At 31.5% G+C, this 16,977-nt stretch carries 17 protein-coding genes; 8 read left to right on the top strand and 9 right to left on the bottom strand.

Annotation, left to right across the window (positions count from 1 at the left end; translation table 11 throughout):
* The first annotated feature begins 15 nt into the window (after positions 1-15).
* Together B4A23_RS01825 and B4A23_RS01820 are read left to right on the top strand one after the other, a co-directional pair.
* Positions 16-2,196 carry an ATP-binding protein gene (locus tag B4A23_RS01825; RefSeq protein WP_291116152.1) on the top strand — a complete coding sequence of 727 codons (2,181 nt, stop codon included), beginning with the start codon at positions 16-18 and terminating at the stop codon, positions 2,194-2,196.
* A 3-nt stretch (positions 2,197-2,199) separates the two neighbouring features.
* On the top strand, positions 2,200-2,754 hold the full coding sequence (locus B4A23_RS01820; RefSeq protein ID WP_291116149.1) for a biliverdin-producing heme oxygenase: 555 nt from the start codon (positions 2,200-2,202) through the stop codon (positions 2,752-2,754).
* Between the two features lie 99 nt (positions 2,755-2,853).
* Here the strand turns inward: B4A23_RS01820 and B4A23_RS01815 are convergent, their stop codons facing one another.
* The 3 genes from B4A23_RS01815 to B4A23_RS01805 all read right to left on the bottom strand — a co-directional run bounded on the left by B4A23_RS01815 (position 2,854) and on the right by B4A23_RS01805 (position 5,070).
* Positions 2,854-3,192, bottom strand: a complete 339-nt coding sequence (locus tag B4A23_RS01815; protein WP_291116146.1) for a DUF6150 family protein — start codon at positions 3,190-3,192, stop codon at positions 2,854-2,856.
* A 113-nt stretch (positions 3,193-3,305) separates the two neighbouring features.
* Complete coding sequence (locus tag B4A23_RS01810) at positions 3,306-3,968, bottom strand: DUF2490 domain-containing protein (RefSeq protein WP_291116144.1); 663 nt, start codon at positions 3,966-3,968, stop codon at positions 3,306-3,308.
* Between the two features lie 70 nt (positions 3,969-4,038).
* Positions 4,039-5,070, bottom strand: a complete 1,032-nt coding sequence (locus B4A23_RS01805) for an LLM class flavin-dependent oxidoreductase (RefSeq protein ID WP_291077747.1) — start codon at positions 5,068-5,070, stop codon at positions 4,039-4,041.
* Between the two features lie 105 nt (positions 5,071-5,175).
* Between B4A23_RS01805 and B4A23_RS01800 the strand changes: the two genes are divergently transcribed.
* Positions 5,176-5,820 carry an MgtC/SapB family protein gene (locus B4A23_RS01800; RefSeq protein WP_291077749.1) on the top strand — a complete coding sequence of 215 codons (645 nt, stop codon included), beginning with the start codon at positions 5,176-5,178 and terminating at the stop codon, positions 5,818-5,820.
* Between the two features lie 5 nt (positions 5,821-5,825).
* A complete protein-coding gene (locus B4A23_RS01795) occupies positions 5,826-6,206 on the top strand; it encodes a hypothetical protein (RefSeq protein WP_291116142.1) in 381 nt (126 codons plus the stop codon).
* A gap of 45 nt (positions 6,207-6,251) precedes the next feature.
* Here the strand turns inward: B4A23_RS01795 and B4A23_RS01790 are convergent, their stop codons facing one another.
* Positions 6,252-6,833: a tRNA-(ms[2]io[6]A)-hydroxylase gene (locus B4A23_RS01790; protein ID WP_115001228.1), complete on the bottom strand. Its 582-nt coding sequence runs from the start codon at positions 6,831-6,833 to the stop codon at positions 6,252-6,254.
* A gap of 70 nt (positions 6,834-6,903) precedes the next feature.
* Positions 6,904-7,305: a hypothetical protein gene (locus tag B4A23_RS01785; RefSeq protein ID WP_180906228.1), complete on the bottom strand. Its 402-nt coding sequence runs from the start codon at positions 7,303-7,305 to the stop codon at positions 6,904-6,906.
* A gap of 98 nt (positions 7,306-7,403) precedes the next feature.
* Here B4A23_RS01785 and B4A23_RS01780 point away from each other — a divergent pair, with 98 nt between their 5' ends.
* The gene (locus B4A23_RS01780; protein ID WP_291116139.1) at positions 7,404-8,645 is read left to right on the top strand and encodes a glycosyltransferase; all 1,242 of its coding nucleotides are present in this window, start codon (positions 7,404-7,406) and stop codon (positions 8,643-8,645) included.
* 16 nt (positions 8,646-8,661) lie between these two features.
* Here B4A23_RS01780 and B4A23_RS01775 read toward each other — a convergent pair whose 3' ends face one another.
* From B4A23_RS01775 to B4A23_RS01760, 4 genes are all read right to left on the bottom strand, one after another.
* The gene (locus B4A23_RS01775; protein ID WP_180906231.1) at positions 8,662-9,174 is read right to left on the bottom strand and encodes a hypothetical protein; all 513 of its coding nucleotides are present in this window, start codon (positions 9,172-9,174) and stop codon (positions 8,662-8,664) included.
* A 78-nt stretch (positions 9,175-9,252) separates the two neighbouring features.
* Entirely contained in the window at positions 9,253-10,692 is a 1,440-nt protein-coding gene (locus B4A23_RS01770; protein WP_291116136.1) for an MBL fold metallo-hydrolase, read from the bottom strand.
* Positions 10,693-10,829: 137 nt separating this feature from the next.
* Positions 10,830-11,417: a methyltransferase domain-containing protein gene (locus tag B4A23_RS01765; RefSeq protein WP_291116133.1), complete on the bottom strand. Its 588-nt coding sequence runs from the start codon at positions 11,415-11,417 to the stop codon at positions 10,830-10,832.
* 8 nt (positions 11,418-11,425) lie between these two features.
* Entirely contained in the window at positions 11,426-12,229 is an 804-nt protein-coding gene (locus B4A23_RS01760; RefSeq protein ID WP_180906234.1) for a sulfite exporter TauE/SafE family protein, read from the bottom strand.
* 222 nt (positions 12,230-12,451) lie between these two features.
* Here B4A23_RS01760 and B4A23_RS01755 point away from each other — a divergent pair, with 222 nt between their 5' ends.
* From B4A23_RS01755 to B4A23_RS01745, 3 genes are all read left to right on the top strand, one after another.
* Positions 12,452-13,774, top strand: coding sequence for a M16 family metallopeptidase (locus tag B4A23_RS01755; RefSeq protein WP_180906235.1), 1,323 nt, complete (start codon positions 12,452-12,454; stop codon positions 13,772-13,774).
* Positions 13,775-13,788: 14 nt separating this feature from the next.
* On the top strand, positions 13,789-15,831 hold the full coding sequence (locus tag B4A23_RS01750; RefSeq protein ID WP_291116130.1) for a M16 family metallopeptidase: 2,043 nt from the start codon (positions 13,789-13,791) through the stop codon (positions 15,829-15,831).
* A 261-nt stretch (positions 15,832-16,092) separates the two neighbouring features.
* The gene (locus B4A23_RS01745) at positions 16,093-16,926 is read left to right on the top strand and encodes a 1,4-dihydroxy-2-naphthoyl-CoA synthase (RefSeq protein WP_125350193.1); all 834 of its coding nucleotides are present in this window, start codon (positions 16,093-16,095) and stop codon (positions 16,924-16,926) included.
* The last annotated feature ends 51 nt before the right edge of the window (positions 16,927-16,977 follow it).

Here is a 16,977-nt window from a genome sequence, read left to right as displayed (position 1 = left end):
TCCTAAACCATTTATATGATCAACCAAATCATCAAAAATTGTGAAGACGAAGAAATTCAGTTTCTCAACGAAATTCAACCTTTTGGATATTTGATAGGAATTCATAAAAATTCGCATCAAATTGAATTTTTTTCTCAAAATATTGATGAATTATTTGAAATTTCTACCGAAAAGATATTATGCCAACATATTAATCAACTTCATGATTTTGAGCTTGATTTTGATGAGGTTTTGAATTTAGAACAAGGTGAATTTTACCGAACTAATACAAAAGTTAATTCAAAAACCTACCATTTAACAGTTTATCATTTTGATGAATTGATTTATTTGGAGTTAGAAGAATTAATTATTTTAGAAAACAGATTAGCCTATTATAATTTTTCTGAACAAATCCTGTACTCTAAGTCTATAAGCTCAACTTGGGATTTGTTAATTTCATCTATCAAGAGTTTGATTCATTACGAGAGAGTAATGTTGTATAAATTTTTGGAAGATGGTAGTGGCGTTGTTATAGCGGAAGAAATTGATAAGGGATTAGATTCTTATATGGGTTTGCGTTTTCCCGAATTTGATATTCCTAAACAAGCACGTCAACTGTATTTAGAGAAAAAAAGCCGTTTGGTTGCAGATGTTGATAGTAAAAGAATCATTTTAATTGGTAATGAGAATTATCAAAAAATAAACTTGATGTACTCTTCTGTTAGAGCACTTTCTCCTATACATCTACAGTATTTACGCAATGCTAATTGTGAAGCAAGTTTCTCTATTTCAATTGTAATTAACGAAAAATTGTGGGGAATTGTAGCATGTCAGAATTCAGAGCCAAAATTTATTCCAAATCAAGTTCGTTTGCAAACCGAATTATTGACGCGTCAAGCAAGGTTGACTTATGTGAATTTTAAATCAACTGAACGATTAAAGTTCCAAAATCATTTTAACGAAACAGCTATTAAATTGAAAGAGAATCTTTTAACAGAAGAAAATCTTCAGCAATCAATGAACAATAATCTAAAAGAGGTTCTTAATCTTACAAAGGCAGATGGAATTGCATTGGTTAATTTTGACGATGTTTTTGTAGAAGGCGAAACGCCAGATAAAGAAGAAATTTTGAGAATAAAAGAATGGGCATTTAAAAGAAACTCAGCACGTTTATTTACTTCGAATACTTTTTATCTAGATTATGGACAAGAGCTTAGGCTTAGTCCAAGTTCGGCTGGTGTAATGTTTTGTTTTCTAAATCAAACTTACGAACATTTTATTATTTGGTTCAAAAAAGAACAAGTTCAAACCTTAAATTGGGCTGGAGAACCAAGTAAAATTAAAAATGTAGATGTTATAAATGGCGATGAAATACACAGTTTTTCTCCTCGAACTTCTTTCAAAATTTGGCAAGAGAATATTAAGAATAAATCGTTTATTTGGTTAGATAAGGAGAAATATGTTGCGAAAGAAGTGATTAAGTTAATTATAGAAACACTTCATTTACAGTCTTTCAAAATTCATAGTTTATATGAACAATTAAAAGAAATAAATGACGAATTAGACTCGTTTACCTATACAGTTTCTCATGATTTACGTACACCATTATCGGTGATGAAATTGAATTGTCAGATGCTTCAAAGAAGTTTGAAAGATGATGAAATTAAAAATGATCGATTAAAAAGTGTTATTGAAGAAATTGATCGAATGACGCAAATGATGCAGGATCTTTTGGCGTTGAGTAAAGCTAAAAAATCAGAAATTGTATTGTCTACAATCGAAACAAAACCAATCATAGAAAAGATTATACATGATGTTTTGTTGTATTATAAAATTAACAATACTGAAGTTGTTGTAGAAGAAATACATAATGTTTTGGGGGATAAAACGATGTTTTATGAGGTTTTTCTGAATATTATTGGTAATGCAATAAAATATTCTTCTCAAGCAAAACATCCAAAGATTGAAATTTCATCCGAAATCAATAATAAAGAAGTCATTTTCAAAATAAAAGATAACGGAATTGGAATAAAAGAAGAAGATTATAATAAAATGTTCAAGTTATTTAGCAGAATGTCTAACACTGGAAACATTTCTGGAAACGGAGTTGGACTTTCGATTGCGCACAGAATGATGGACAGAATGAATGGTGGTATATCTTTTGAGAGTAAAGTTGGTGATGGAACTACTTTTATATTAACATTTAAAAAAAACTAACTAATGCTATCTGATTATTTAAAAGAAAAAACAGCAATTTATCACAAAGAAATTGAAGATAAATTAGAGTCGAATAAGTTGTTCAACAGCACATTTACAGATAAAAATTATTATAAAATGTTGCAGGTTAATCATATTTTTCTAAAATCGTACGAAGATTCTATTAAACAACTTTTGAATGACAATGATTTAAAAAATTTAGCCTTAACAAAATTGAATAAATTGTCTTTGATTGAACAAGATATCAATGAGTTGGGCTTAGAAGAATTGAATGTGTCAAAACAATTTGAATTACAAAATAGAGCAGAAGCAATTGGAGCTTTGTATGTGATAGAAGGTTCTATGCTTGGTGGAAATGTTATTGCAAAAACACTGAAAAAATATCCATTTTTAGAGAATAAAAGTTTCAATTATTTTGGACATTATGGTGAAAACCTTGGTCAAATCTGGAAAACATTTATTGGTTATATCAATCAAGAATTTACAACTGAAGAAGAGCAACAACAAGTTTTTGAAGGAGCCAAAAAAGCCTACGAAGATTTGATAAGTTTTGCTTAGAAAAAATATTTTTAAATAAGACCTCTTAGTAGAAACTAAAGAGGTCTTATTTTTTTATGAAGTAATTAAAATTATTGATTAGAATAATTATATTAGTAATCAATAAAAATAATGCATTTTACTTTTGTTTCGCCATCCAGCTTGGCTTTCATATTTCACAAAGAAAACTTTAATATCTGCTTGACTGGCTAAATCTACAAAGTAGATGTTGAATTTTGCTTGACTTTCATATTTTGTGAAAAACCATTTTCCGTTGTTACTGTCTACTTTGGAAGAAGAATTTAATTTGAAAACTTTCAAATCTGCTTGTGCTTCTGTCTTTACCACAAATACTTTTACATCAGCCTTACTTTTTAGATTTACACTGAAGACGGTTTGTGCATTTGTTTGTGCAGAAAAAAGTAGAAATGTTATTAAAAGACTTAGTGAAATTTTCATATAATCAATCGTAAATCAAGTTAACTAAGATAAACTATTTTCAGAACAAAAATTAAAAAGAATTACCATTAAATAGAAAATCGATTACATAAGTTTTCGTTATTTCTTAAAATCTAAAACGGATTATTAATCGTCAATCCAATCATCAAATGATCGGTATGCGATGTTTTCTGACTTTGAAGCATATAACCAGCTTCCAAACTAAAAGTTGGCGAAATAACGTATCCAAAGCTTAAACCAAGTCGATTTCTATCAAACGTTTTGTCTTTTACAGCTTGTAAAAAAATTTCGTCATACGCTTTCAAATACCAAGTATTTTCGATCAATTTTGCATTATTTAGCGGAACAGTTGCAGTCAATTGATAACGAAATCTAAATTGTGTATCATTTTCTAAAAAGCGTTCTTCAACACGAAAACGATGCGCAAAATTAAAACGTTGTAACGCATGTTTTGTATTGAATTGTTGATACAAACGATGTTCGTGACTATGAGCATAATCATCTGTAGTAGTAGGAGTTCTGTTTTGAATGTAGGCGTAACCAGCTAAAATTGTATTATTATTTTCGGTTAAATTGTATCCTATTCCTCCTCGAATCAAAAGTTGTTGTAATTGATCTAAATCTTCGTACGAACGATATTGTATATCCGATTGAAAATTAAAATCTTTATTGATTTTTTGATTGATATTTAAGGTACTCCAAGTCCTAAAATTACTTTCTTGTGCCTGTACACCGAAGTTGGCTAAAACAATAAAACTGGCTAATATTTTCTTCATTCATTCAATTTTAACGAAAATAAAAAAAGACACGAAAACGATTCGTGTCTTTTGTCAGTATATTTAAAATTTATTTTGTTGCCTCTTTAACTTTTGGTAAAATATCTTTCCCAAAAATTTCGATAGATTTCATCATATCCAAATGATTTGGTGCTCCAACATCCATATGAGCAGAAAAGCGAGTTAAACCAAACATTTCTTGATATTTCAAAATACGATCAACCGCTAAAGAAGCGTCTCCAACAATCAAATGTCCATTCGTAGAACGTCCATAGTCAAACTGTGGTTTTGTATATTTTGGCCAACCTCTACTTGCTCCAATTCTATTCATTTGTGCACCATAAATTGGAAAATATTCTTCAGCAACTTTTTCGCTATCCTCTCCAAAAAAAGAGTGCATGTGAACGCCAATTTGCATCGTTTTAATATCATGACCATTTTCGATATAAACTTGTTTATAAATTTCGAACAGATAGTTAAAATCGGCTGGATTGCCTCCAATAATCGCAAAAATAATAGGTAAACCTAATGTTGCAGCACGTACAATTGATGATTTTGTTCCGCCAACAGCAATCCAAATAGGTAGTTTTTCTTGCACAGGTTTTGGATAAACACTTTGATTAATAATTGGCATTCTAAAATTTCCGCGCCAATTGATTACTTCGTTATTATTTAAATCTAAAAGTAAACGAAGTTTTTCATCAAAAAGAGCATCGTAATCGTTTAAATCATAACCGAAAAGAGGGAAAGATTCGATGAATGAACCGCGTCCAGCTATAATTTCAGCACGACCATTCGATAAATTGTCAACACTTGCAAAATCTTGATATAACTTTACAGGATCTGTAGAACTGATGACAGAAACGGCACTTCCCAACTTAATATTTTTTGTAACTGTAGACAAAGCAGCCAAAATAATTTCTGGAGATGAAACTGCATAATCAGGACGATGATGCTCTCCAATTCCAAAGAAATCTAATCCAATTTCGTCCATCAATTTTACTTCTTCTATAATCTCGCTCATACGTTGTTGAGGAGTTTGCGTATAACCAGTTTTAGGATCAATATGTAGATCGCCAAACATTCCTATTCCTAATTCCATACTATTTTAGATTTAGTCAAATTTACGTATAGAATTTTAGATTTAAATTGATGTAGGATAGTTAATAAAAGATCAAATTTGTATATTTAATGTATATATTCTGTTATGGAAGAATTTTTAGCAAAATCGGTTCAAAATGATTTGATTTTAATTTGTATATCGATTATAATTGGCGTTTTGATCGGTACGGAAAGAGAATATCGCAACAAATCTGCCGGATTAAGAACATTCATTTTAGTTAGTTTTGGATCTTGTTTGTTCACAATTCTTTCGATCCGAATTGGAGTAGAAAATCCAGATCGATTGGCAGCAAATATCATCACGGGAATTGGATTTCTAGGAGCCGGAGTAATTTTTAAGGACGATAATAAAGTTGCAGGAATTACGACCGCAACTACTATTTGGGCGACTGCGTCGTTGGGAATGTGCATTGGCGCGGGTTATGTTTATTTAGGTTTATTGGGAAGTGTTATCGTTTTGATTATTTTGGTTGGATTAACTTATCTTCAAAATTATATTGATGATTACCATAAAATTAAAAATTATACAATTCTAACAAAGTCGAAAGAAGAATATGAATATTGTCAAACATTATTTAAAAAATTTGATTTAAAATTTTCTGTTGCTAAGCAACATGCTACAGATGGAAATGTTTCTACAACTTGGTTGGTTAGAGGTAAAAGTAAACAACATAAAATGTTGATGAAACAATTATTAGATGATAAAATTATAAAAACCTATCAATTTTAATTAGAATGAAAAACATAACAGATGACAAAAATATTTGGTTAGATGAACCAGAAGAGCACGATTTTCCCGCTGCGCAAGATTATTTGGAATTAATTTTTAAGCCCGAAATAGCTGCTTCGCTTGTAAATAAATTATCGGAAGCTGAAACAATCATAAAAAAATCCAAAGACATTTTCAGAGCGAGTAAATTGAGTTTACTTCCTTTGAAGAATAGGCATGTTCAAGAGAATTTCAAAAAAATAAAAGCAAATAAAAAGCTTTCTCCAATTTTGTTGGTGCGATCTGCAAACGAATTAATCATTGCAGATGGTTATCATCGCTTGTGTTGTAGTTATTATTTGACGGAAGATTTGGACGTTCCTTGTCGATTGATTTATGTCGAATAAAAAAGTGAAATCAAACCTTGATTTCACTTTTTTATTATCTAAATTCTATCCGTGTATCGCTTCTTTATTTCCGTAAGATTGAATCAAATTTCCTTCAAAATCTAACCATTCTTTCCAACGTTTGTCCACATCAACATCAGTGGAAAGTTTTCGTGCAAAATTTAAGAAAGTTGTGTAATGATTTGCTTCCGAAACCATCAAATCATAGTAAAATTTTGCTAATTCTTCGTCATTAATATTTTGAGATAATGTTCTGAAACGTTCACAACTCCTGGCTTCAATCATCGCTGCAAATAACAAACGATCCACAAAAGCCATATTACGAGAACCATCTTTTTTACAAAATTTCATCAACTGACCAACGTAATCATCTTTGCGCTCGCGACCTAATTTGTATCCACGACGCTCGATAATTTCTACAACCATTTTGAAATGTTGCATTTCTTCGATGGCAATATCTGACATTTCCTGAATAAATTCGTCATGTTCAGAATTATACGCAATCATTGTAATTGCATTTGTTGCCGCTTTTTGCTCACACCACGCATGATCCGTTAAAATTTCTTCTAAATTTCTTTCCGCAATATCAGCCCAACGTGGGTCTGTCAAAAGTTTTAATCCAAGCATTTTTCGAAAAATATTAAATCCAAATTTACGAAATTATATTGTTTAAAGATTGAATGTAAAAAATCGTGTATTAAATGATTTTCTTTTCAATCATTTCTAACATCACATCCGATGCGTGTTTGAAAGTTGGTGCTTGTTCCGTCAAACTTGCAGCATTCTTTTTGTTCACTTTAAAAATCAAATCTTTTTCAGTTGTAAATAATAAAGCGTTTGTAAATGGATTTTTGATGTAAGAACTCAAAATCAAAAAAGTCTGGTCAACACTATGAAATTGTTCAACTTCTTCAGTTTTATAACGAAAAGTGAAGGCAAAATTGTACTCATTATTTTCTAAAAGATGTAAACGAACAAAAATATTTTTAAGATCAGTATCTCCAATAGTTTTGGCCATTGTCAATTTTGCAAAAGTTCCTTCTTTGATACTTGATTTTACTTGTTCGAAAAATTCTTCAAAAACAGTTTGATAAGACATTTTATATAATTTTAGCTGCAAATTTACATTAAAATAAGCCAATTGGGCGCATAATATTTAATCTTCCGATTAACAAACAGAAAGCGTAATTTTGTGGGATGAAAAAACTTTTAATCATTGGTCAAGTTTGGCCAGAACCAACTTCTTCTGCGGCAGGAACTCGAATGATTCAGTTAATTGATTGTTTCAAAAAAGCTGAGTTTGAGATAACTTTTGCGTGTGCTGCTTCAAAATCTGATTATAGTTTTGATTTGATTTCGAAAGGAGTAAATGAAGTTGAAATTCAGTTAAATGATGAAAGTTTTGATGATTTTGTTAAAGAATTAAATCCTGAAATTGTTCTTTTTGATCGTTTTATGATTGAAGAACAATATGGTTGGCGCGTTTCGAAAGAATGTCCAAATGCGTTGAAGATTTTGGATACAGAAGATTTACATTTTCTACGAAATGCGCGACAAGAAGCAACTAAAAAAGGAATAGAATTTAGAGAAGATTTATTATTTTCTGATTTAGCAAAACGAGAAATAGCTTCTATTTTACGTTGTGATTTATCGTTGATGATTTCGAAAAAGGAAATTGAAATTTTACAAAATCAATTTAAGATTGATGAAAAAATCTTGTATTATTTACCTTTTTTAGAAAATGAAATTACAGAAGAAAAAATCAATTCTTGGAAAAATTTTGAAGAAAGAGAACATTTTATGTTTATCGGAAATTTTATTCATGAACCTAATTTCAATTGTGTTCAGACCTTAAAAAAAGAAGTTTGGCCAATTCTGAGAAAGAAATTTCCAAAAGCTGAATTACATATTTATGGTGCTTATGCAACGCAAAAAGTTTTGCAATTGAATAATCCTTCCGAACGATTTTTTATCAAAAATAGAGCTGAAAATGCACAAGAAACGATGTCAAATTACAAAGTTTTGTTGGCTCCGATTAATTTTGGTGCAGGTGTAAAAGGAAAATTTGTTGATGCAATGCAAACAGGAACTCCCTCGGTTACGACAACGATTGGAGCAGAAGCAATGAAAGATAATTTTGATTGGAATGGCTTTGTAGAAGATGATTTCGAAGCGTTTGTAGAGAAAGCTGTTTTGCTTTACAATGACGAGAAAGAGTGGAAAATTGCTCAACAAAATGGAATCAAAATTCTGAACGAAAATTACAATAAAACTAAATTTGAAGCTGATTTTTTAGAGAAAGTTAAATCGATTGAAGAAAATTTAATCCAACATCGAAATCTAAATTTTATTGGTCAAATTTTGCAACATCATCATCATCAAAGTACAAAATATATGTCACTTTGGATAGAACAAAAAAACAAAAACCTTCCGAAATAGGAAGGTTTTTTTATGATTATTCTACTTTGAAGCTATTTACAATTTTGACAAAATCGCTTTTCATTATTTCTTGATTTTCGAAACTGCAATATTGTAAAATCTGATAGACAAATTCTTTCGTTTCGATTACAGTTTGTAGGAAATAAATATGTCCAGATTCGGGATCATTTGTTTCAAATTCGGTATAGGCATAATTGAATCCCTGTTCGTAGGCAACATAAGGTTTTTTGATGTAATTAAACCCTTTTTGTGTTTTATATGGCTCGATAGAATTTAGCGTATAATCAATCATATCCAAATTAGAATCTGCTAATTTTAATTCATCTTTGTGTTCAAAAATCACAAAACCATACGAATTTGGCTTTGGAGCAAGACTTTCAAACTGAATAGTTGCATAATCATTTAACCCAACTGTACGCTGAAAATCTTTCGGAATAGTTAACGCAAATGATTCAGCTCCATGTATTTTCTGTTGAGCAAAAGCGGTAATACATGTAAAAAGAGAGGCGATGAATAACAATTTTTTCATTGGATGAATTTAGATGACGAATATAAAAAAAGCCTTGATTATCCCAAGGCTATAACGTTATTATTTAAAATAAATTGTTTATTTCGTTGAACAAGAATTATTTCCTGATTGACAAGGAGAAGTTCCTTCTACAATTTTAACACCTTCAACTTCTTTTATTTTACCAAAACCTCCAGCAACGTCAATCAAATTTTCGAAACCACGAGCGCGTAAAATTGAAGTGAAAATCATCGAACGATATCCTCCTGCACAATGTACTAAATAGGTTTCCTCTGGATCGATTAATTTCATTGATTCATTGATAAAATCTAATGGAGCTGTAATTGCACCTTCTACGTGAGAAGTTTCGTATTCACCTGGTTTACGAACGTCCAAAACTTTTAATTCAGTTTCGTCAACTAATTCTACAAACTCTTCTGGAGAAACCGAAACAATTTCATCGAAATCTTTTTCAGCTTCAACCCAAGCTTGGAAACCATTGTTCAAAAATCCGATTACATTGTCGTATCCGACGCGAGCCAAACGTGTTACTGCTTCCTCTTCTTCACCAATTTCTGCAATTAACAAAATTGGTTGTTTGATATCTGTAATTAATGTACCAACCCATGGTGCAAAATTTCCTCTAATTCCGATATTGATAGAATTTGGAATAAATCCTGCTGCGAAAGTTTGCGGGTCGCGAACATCTAAAATTAAAGCATTTGTATCTTCCGCAACTTGAATAAATTCGTCAGGAGATAAAGCTTTATTTGCACGTTCTTTTACTACATCCAGAGATTCAACACCCAATTTATTCATCATCACATTTTCTGGAAAATAGAATGGAGGCGGCATTAATCCTGAAGTTAATTCAGTAATAAATTCCTCTTTTGTCATAGTAGGATTCAAAGCATAATTCACTTCTTTTTGATGTCCTAACGAATCAAAAGTTTCTTTACTCATGTTTTTTCCACAAGCAGAACCCGCTCCATGTGCAGGATACACGATAATATCATTAGCTAAAGGCATAATTTTGTTTCGTAAAGAGTCAAATAAATAACCGGCTAATTTTTCTTGCGTTAAATCTGTATTTAATTTTTGAGCTAAATCTGGACGACCAACATCACCAATAAATAAAGTATCTCCTGTAAAAATTGCATAATCTTTACCGTTTTCATCTTTCAATAAATACGTTGTACTTTCCATCGTGTGACCTGGCGTGTGCAAAGCTGTAATGGTGATATTTCCTAAAGAAAAAACTTCGCCATCTGTTGCGATATGTGCATCAAAATTTGGCTCTGCAGTTGGTCCATAAATAATTGTAGCACCAGTTTTTTGCGCTAAATCTACATGTCCAGAAACGAAATCTGCATGGAAATGCGTCTCGAAAATGTATTTGATTTTTGTATTGTCTTTTGTTGCTTGATCGATGTAAGATTGTGTTTCTCTCAATGGATCAATAATTGCAACTTCGCCGTTGCTTTCTATATAATAAGCACCTTGCGCAAGACATCCGGTGTAAATTTGTTCAATTTTCATAAGAATGATTTAGTGTGTAAAAATACAAATATTTAAATTTAGAATTTTCCTCTGATGGATGAATTCTGATACTTTTCTTCTATTTAAACTCAAATAAGATTGATAGTTAGCCTAAAATTTATGAATGAAATCATAGGTTATTTGGCAATCTTTTTTAGATTAATAAATAATTCAGTTTTTGCTCTTGGTGGAATAGAATTGTAACAATTTTCCATGACTTTGAAATCAAAATAATCGTTGAAATACGTCTGATATTCAGTTTTATCACCTCCAAAAGGTGGCGTGTCATTTCCGAATTCTCTGTTGAATAATACACCAACTAATTTTCCGTTTTTGGCTAGTAGTTCATTCATTTTGATGCTATAACTTTGACGTAATTTTGGATCTAACGCACAGAAAAAAGTTTGTTCTAAAATCAAATCAAACTCACCATCTAACTCAAAAAAGTCTTGATGAAGAACTTTGATATTGGGATTATGTTTAAATTTTTCTTTAATTTTTTCGACTACAATTTCCGAAATGTCAATCAATGTAATATTCGTAAAACCTTGTTCCAAAAGATATTCTGCTTCATAAGCATTTCCACAACCAGGAATTAAAATACGGATATTTTTATTTTCTAATTGATCGATATACTCTTTTAGCGGAGTAGAAGGAGCTTTTAAATCCCAACCAGTTTGATTTGTGATGTATTTATCGTTCCAAAAATTTTCGTTCAGTTCCATACTTTAAATTATTGAATTATAAATTCTTCGATGAACATAAAAATTGCCATTAAAATAATGAAGATAGCAAATGTTCGCTTTAGAAATTGCACAGGTAAAAATTTGTTGATGTAGGTTCCGACAAGAATTCCAACCATAGAAATTCCAATGAAAACACTCAAGAAACTCCAATCAATTTTGATGTGTAAAGCGTCACCAATAAAAAATCCGATAAGTGAATTGATGGCAATAATTACCAATGAAGTTGCCGAAGCTCTTTTCATATCTAATTTTGCAACCATCATTAATGCCGGAACAATCAAAAAACCTCCGCCAGCACCAACCATTCCTGTTAATCCTCCGATTAAAAATCCTTGAATTAATAAGACAGGATTTAGCTTATCATTTTTCTGATCAATTTGCTCTTCTTTCTTGCCTTTTAACATAGAAATAGCTGCGAAAACCATTAGAATAGCGAATAAACCAAACATTGCCATTCGACGTGTGACGATAAAATCGCCTATAGAAAATAAATTACTTGGTAGAGCAGGAATTAAAAATGCCCGAACCAATGTAATTCCAACAACAGCTGGTAATCCAAATTGAAAAACGACTTTCCAATCAACCATTTTTTGCGAAGCTTGCTTTATTCCTCCAATCAATCCTGTTGATCCAACGATGCATAATGAATAAGCAGTAGCAATTTTTTCGTCGAAATGAAAAATATACGCTAAAATAGGAACGGCTAAAATAGATCCACCACCACCAAGAACTCCCATAATTAGTCCGATGAAGAAGGCGCCTACAAAACCAAAAAACTCTATAAAATCCATTTTTTTTTCTCTCGATTTTTACAAATCTATAGCAAATACAATAACAATTACTATAGGTATATTATGAAATATTGTTGTAAATTAATACAAATGCCTACTAAATCAATAGACGTGTATTATTTTACTTTTTTTAATTATTATGCAAATTTGGTGTAACATTTTCAAAAAAACTGCTACTAATGTTACATAAGCATAATAGATAAAAAACTTAAAAACTACTAAATGAAGAAAATTTTTATGTCTATCTTATTTGCAGGATCAGCGTTATTTGGTCAGCAAATAAAATTTGATGAGTATACTCTACCAAACGGATTGCATGTTATCCTTCATCAAGATAATTCTGCCCCAGTTATTACAACAGGCGTTATGTATCACGTAGGTTCGAAAGATGAGCAAGTTGGAAAAACAGGTTTTGCGCACTTTTTTGAGCATTTATTATTCGAAGGAACAGAGAACATCAAAAGAGGAGAATGGTTCAAAATTGTTTCTTCTCACGGAGGTTCTAACAATGCGAATACAACAACAGATAGAACATATTATTACGAAACTTTTCCATCAAATAATTTAGAATTAGGGTTATGGATGGAATCTGATCGTTTGCGTCAACCAATTATTAATCAAATTGGTGTTGATACACAAAAAGAAGTTGTAAAAGAAGAAAAACGTTCTCGTTTAGATAATCAACCTTATGGTAAATTTTCGTACGGAGAAGCAGTTAATCCTCACGTTTTCAAAAAACATCCTTACCGTTGGAGTGTAATTGGTTCTTTTGAGGATTTGAGTAATGCTAAATTAGATGATTTCAAACACTTTAGTCAAACTTTTTATGTGCCAAATAATGCTGTATTAGTTGTTGCGGGTGATTTTAATAAAGACGAAGCTAAGAAATTAATTGAGAAATATTTTGGTGTAATTCCAAGAGGAAAAGATGTTGTGAAAACTGTTGTGAAGGAAGACCCAATTACATCAGAAATTCGTGCAACAGAATATGATGCAAATATTCAGATTCCTTTATTGGCGATTAATTATCGTACGCCAGATAACAAATCAAAAGATGCTTATGCATTAGAAATGTTATCAAGCTATTTAACAGGTGGAAAATCATCAGTTTTATATAAAAAATATGTTGACGAGAAAAAAGAAGCATTACAAATATTTGCTTTTAATCGTCAAATGGAAGATTACGGAATTTATTCAATCGGAATTTTACCACAAGGAGAAGTTTCTTTGGATAAATTAGAAGGAGATTTACAACAAGATATAGAAAAAGTTCAAACAAATTTGATTTCTGAAGAGGATTACCAAAAAATCTTAAATGGAATTGAAAATAGTTTTGTGGCTTCAAAATCGGGTGTTCAAAACATTGCACATGCTTTAGCGGATGCTTATATGTTGGGCGGAGATACAAATAAAATCAACGAAGAATTGAAAATTTATCAATCTGTAACAAGAGAAGATATTCGCAATGTTGCTAAAAAGTATCTAAACAAAAACCAACGTGTAATTATTCATTATTTACCAGAATCTAAAAAAGCTGCAAAATAAAAAACAACCGAATTATGAAAACAAAAATATTATCTCTTGCAATCGCTTTTATGGCAGTTAGCTTAAATGCACAAGTGGCGATTCCAATGCCAAAACCAGGTCCAGCACCAACGGTTAATTTAGGAAAATCGAACGAATTCAAATTAAAAAATGGTTTAACAGTTATCGTTGTTGAAAATCATAAATTACCACGAGTTTCTGCGACATTAACAATCGATAATCCTCCATTTGCATTAGGTGCAAAAAAAGGAGCAGAGTCTTTGTTAGGCGAAATGTTGGGAACAGGAACAAAAACAAAATCCAAAGATGATTTCAATAAGCGTATTGAGTTTTTAGGTGCTCGCGTTAATTTTTGGGAAGAAGGAGCTTCTGCAAGTTCTTTGACTAAATACTTTAACGAGATTTTTGGTTATATGGCTGATGGAGCTATGAATCCAAACTTTACCGAAAGTGAATTTGCTGATGTTAAAAAACGTTACATCGAAGGTTTAAAAGCTGACGAAAAATCTGTAGAAGCTGCAGCATCTCGCGTTTCGAATATATTAGTTTATGGAAAAAATAATCCTTTCTCAGAATTTGATACACCAGCCCAAATTGAGAAAATTACATTGCAAGATGTGAAGGATTACTACAATACCTACTACAAACCAAACAATGCTTATTTGATTGTTGTTGGAGATATTTCGACAAAAGATGTAAAAGCATTGGCGGAGAAAAACTTTAATTCTTGGCAAACAGGAAAATTAAATATTCCAGCTTTTCCAAAAGTAGAGGAAGTCACAAAAACGGAATTAAATGCGATTAATATGCCTAACGCAGTGCAATCTGTGGTGTCGGTTTCGTATCCAGTTCAGTTGACGAAGAAAGATCCAGATTATTATGCTGTGTTAATTGCGTCGTCTATTTTAGGGGGAGATTTTAATTCGAAATTAAATATGAATCTTCGTGAAGCGCATGGTTGGACATATGGAGCACGTGGTGGAGTTTCTGATTCTCGTTACGTTGGGCGTTTCAATACTAATGCAACTGTTCGTAATGAAGTAACTGATTCTGCAATCGTTGAGACGATGAAAGAAATCAAAGGAATGACGTTAAACAAAATTGATCAACAAACGTTGAATGATGTAAAAGCGAAATTCTTAGGAAACTTTATTTTGACTTTAGAAAGTCCTTCTACAGTTGCGAGTCAAGCTTTAACTAAAAAAACAAATCAATTATCAGATAGTTTTTATGCAGATTATATCAAAAATATTAATGCTGTAACAATTGATGATGTTTTACGAGTTTCGAAAAAATATTTCCGTCCAGATCAAGCAAAAATCAATGTAACAGGGAAATTAGAGCAAATTGCTCCAGCTTTAGAAAAGTTAGGTTACCCAGTTAATTACTACGATTCTTTCGGAAATAAAATAGATAAACCAACTTCTGGTGCAAAAACTACAACAGTTTCAGTTGCTCAAATTACAGATAATTATTTTAAAGCTATTGGTGGTGCGGACAAAGTGAAAGCTGTAAAATCGATTGCTCAAAAAGGAAAAATTGAGACAATGGGTAGAAATGGCGAATATACATCTAAATCTGCTGCTCCTAATAAAACTTTTGTAGGTTATAATATTGGAGGTCTTATTATTAAACAAATTTTTGATGGAGAGAAAGGATTTGTTTTTCAAGGACAAAAGTTTGATTTACCAGCTAAAATGACAGCTCCTTTAAAGAAAACAAATTCTTTGTTTGTACCATTGTCAGAAGGGTATAAAACGGCTAAAGTAGAAGGAATCGTTTCTGAAAACGGAGTTGAATATTACAAAGTTGTTGCTGCAGATATTTCTCGTACAGATTTTTATGATGTAAAAACAGGTTTGTTAATGAAATCTGAGCAAAAAATGAAATCTCCACAAGGAGAAATGGTTGCGACGACGACAAACAAAGGATATAAAACGTTTGAAGGTATTTTAATGCCAACAGAAATTTTAACAGAAGCTGGACCTCAAACAGCTAAAATAGTAATTGAATCAGTAGAAATTAATAAAAACGTTTCTGACGCAGATTTTAAATAAACAATTCTTTTAAATATTTTTCAAATTAAAAAGGCAATTCGTATTTTTCGGATTGTCTTTTTTTATACACAATGATGATTAAAACCACTTAAAGCAAAAAATGAGGTGACTAAAGAAGAATTTTAAGAAATTATAGATCAACGTATATTAGAATTGCGAAGAAAAAGAGCAGAAAAACTTGAGATTAATAACTGAAAATTATTTTTAAAAATGAATAAATCTTATTTTTGAGAAAATTTTAATCAAAAAACAAAATATATAATGGCAACAATCAATTGGCAAACGGTAAAGGAGTACGAAGATATCACGTTCAAGAAATGTGATGGTGTAATGCGTATTGCGTTTAATCGTCCTGAAGTTCGTAATGCATTTCGTCCGAAAACTGTTTTCGAATTATTAGATGCTTTTCAATTAGCAGAAGAAGATCGTGAAGTTGGTGTAATTTTATTGACAGGAGAAGGGCCGTCTGCAAAAGACGGTGGTTGGGCTTTTTGTTCAGGAGGAGATCAACGTGTTCGTGGTGCAAAAGGTTACGAAGGACAAGATGGTGTTGGACGTTTGAATATTTTAGAAGTTCAGCGTTTGATTCGTTTTTCGACTAAAGTTGTTGTAGCTGTGGTAAACGGTTGGGCAGTAGGTGGAGGACATTCTTTGCACGTGGTTTGTGATATGACATTGGCTTCTAAAGAGCACGCAATTTTCAAACAAACGGATGCTGATGTAGCTTCTTTTGATGGTGGTTACGGTTCGGCTTATTTGGCTAAACAGGTTGGTCAAAAACGTGCACGTGAAATCTTTTTCTTAGGATTGAATTACTCTGCACAAGAGGCTTACGATATGGGAATGGTGAATTTAGTTGTTCCACATGACGAGTTAGAACAAGTTGCTTTTGATTGGGCACAAGAGATTTTAACGAAATCGCCAACGGCAATTAAAATGCTGAAATTTGCTTTCAATTTAGTAGACGATGGTTTAGTTGGACAACAAATTTTTGCAGGAGAAACAACACGTTTTGCATATGGAACAGAAGAGGCTGTAGAAGGTCGTAATGCGTTCTTAGAAAAACGTCCAAGAGATTTTTCTAAATTTAGATAAGAAAATTTTCAAAATATAAACGAAAAGCGATGTTTAACATCGCTTTTTTTA

It is taken from the genome of Empedobacter sp. UBA7248, assembly GCF_002472945.1.
Taxonomy (GTDB): domain Bacteria; phylum Bacteroidota; class Bacteroidia; order Flavobacteriales; family Weeksellaceae; genus Empedobacter; species Empedobacter falsenii_C.
The sequence above is the reverse complement of the archived record's forward strand: the minus strand, read 5'-3'. Positions and strand labels throughout refer to the sequence as shown.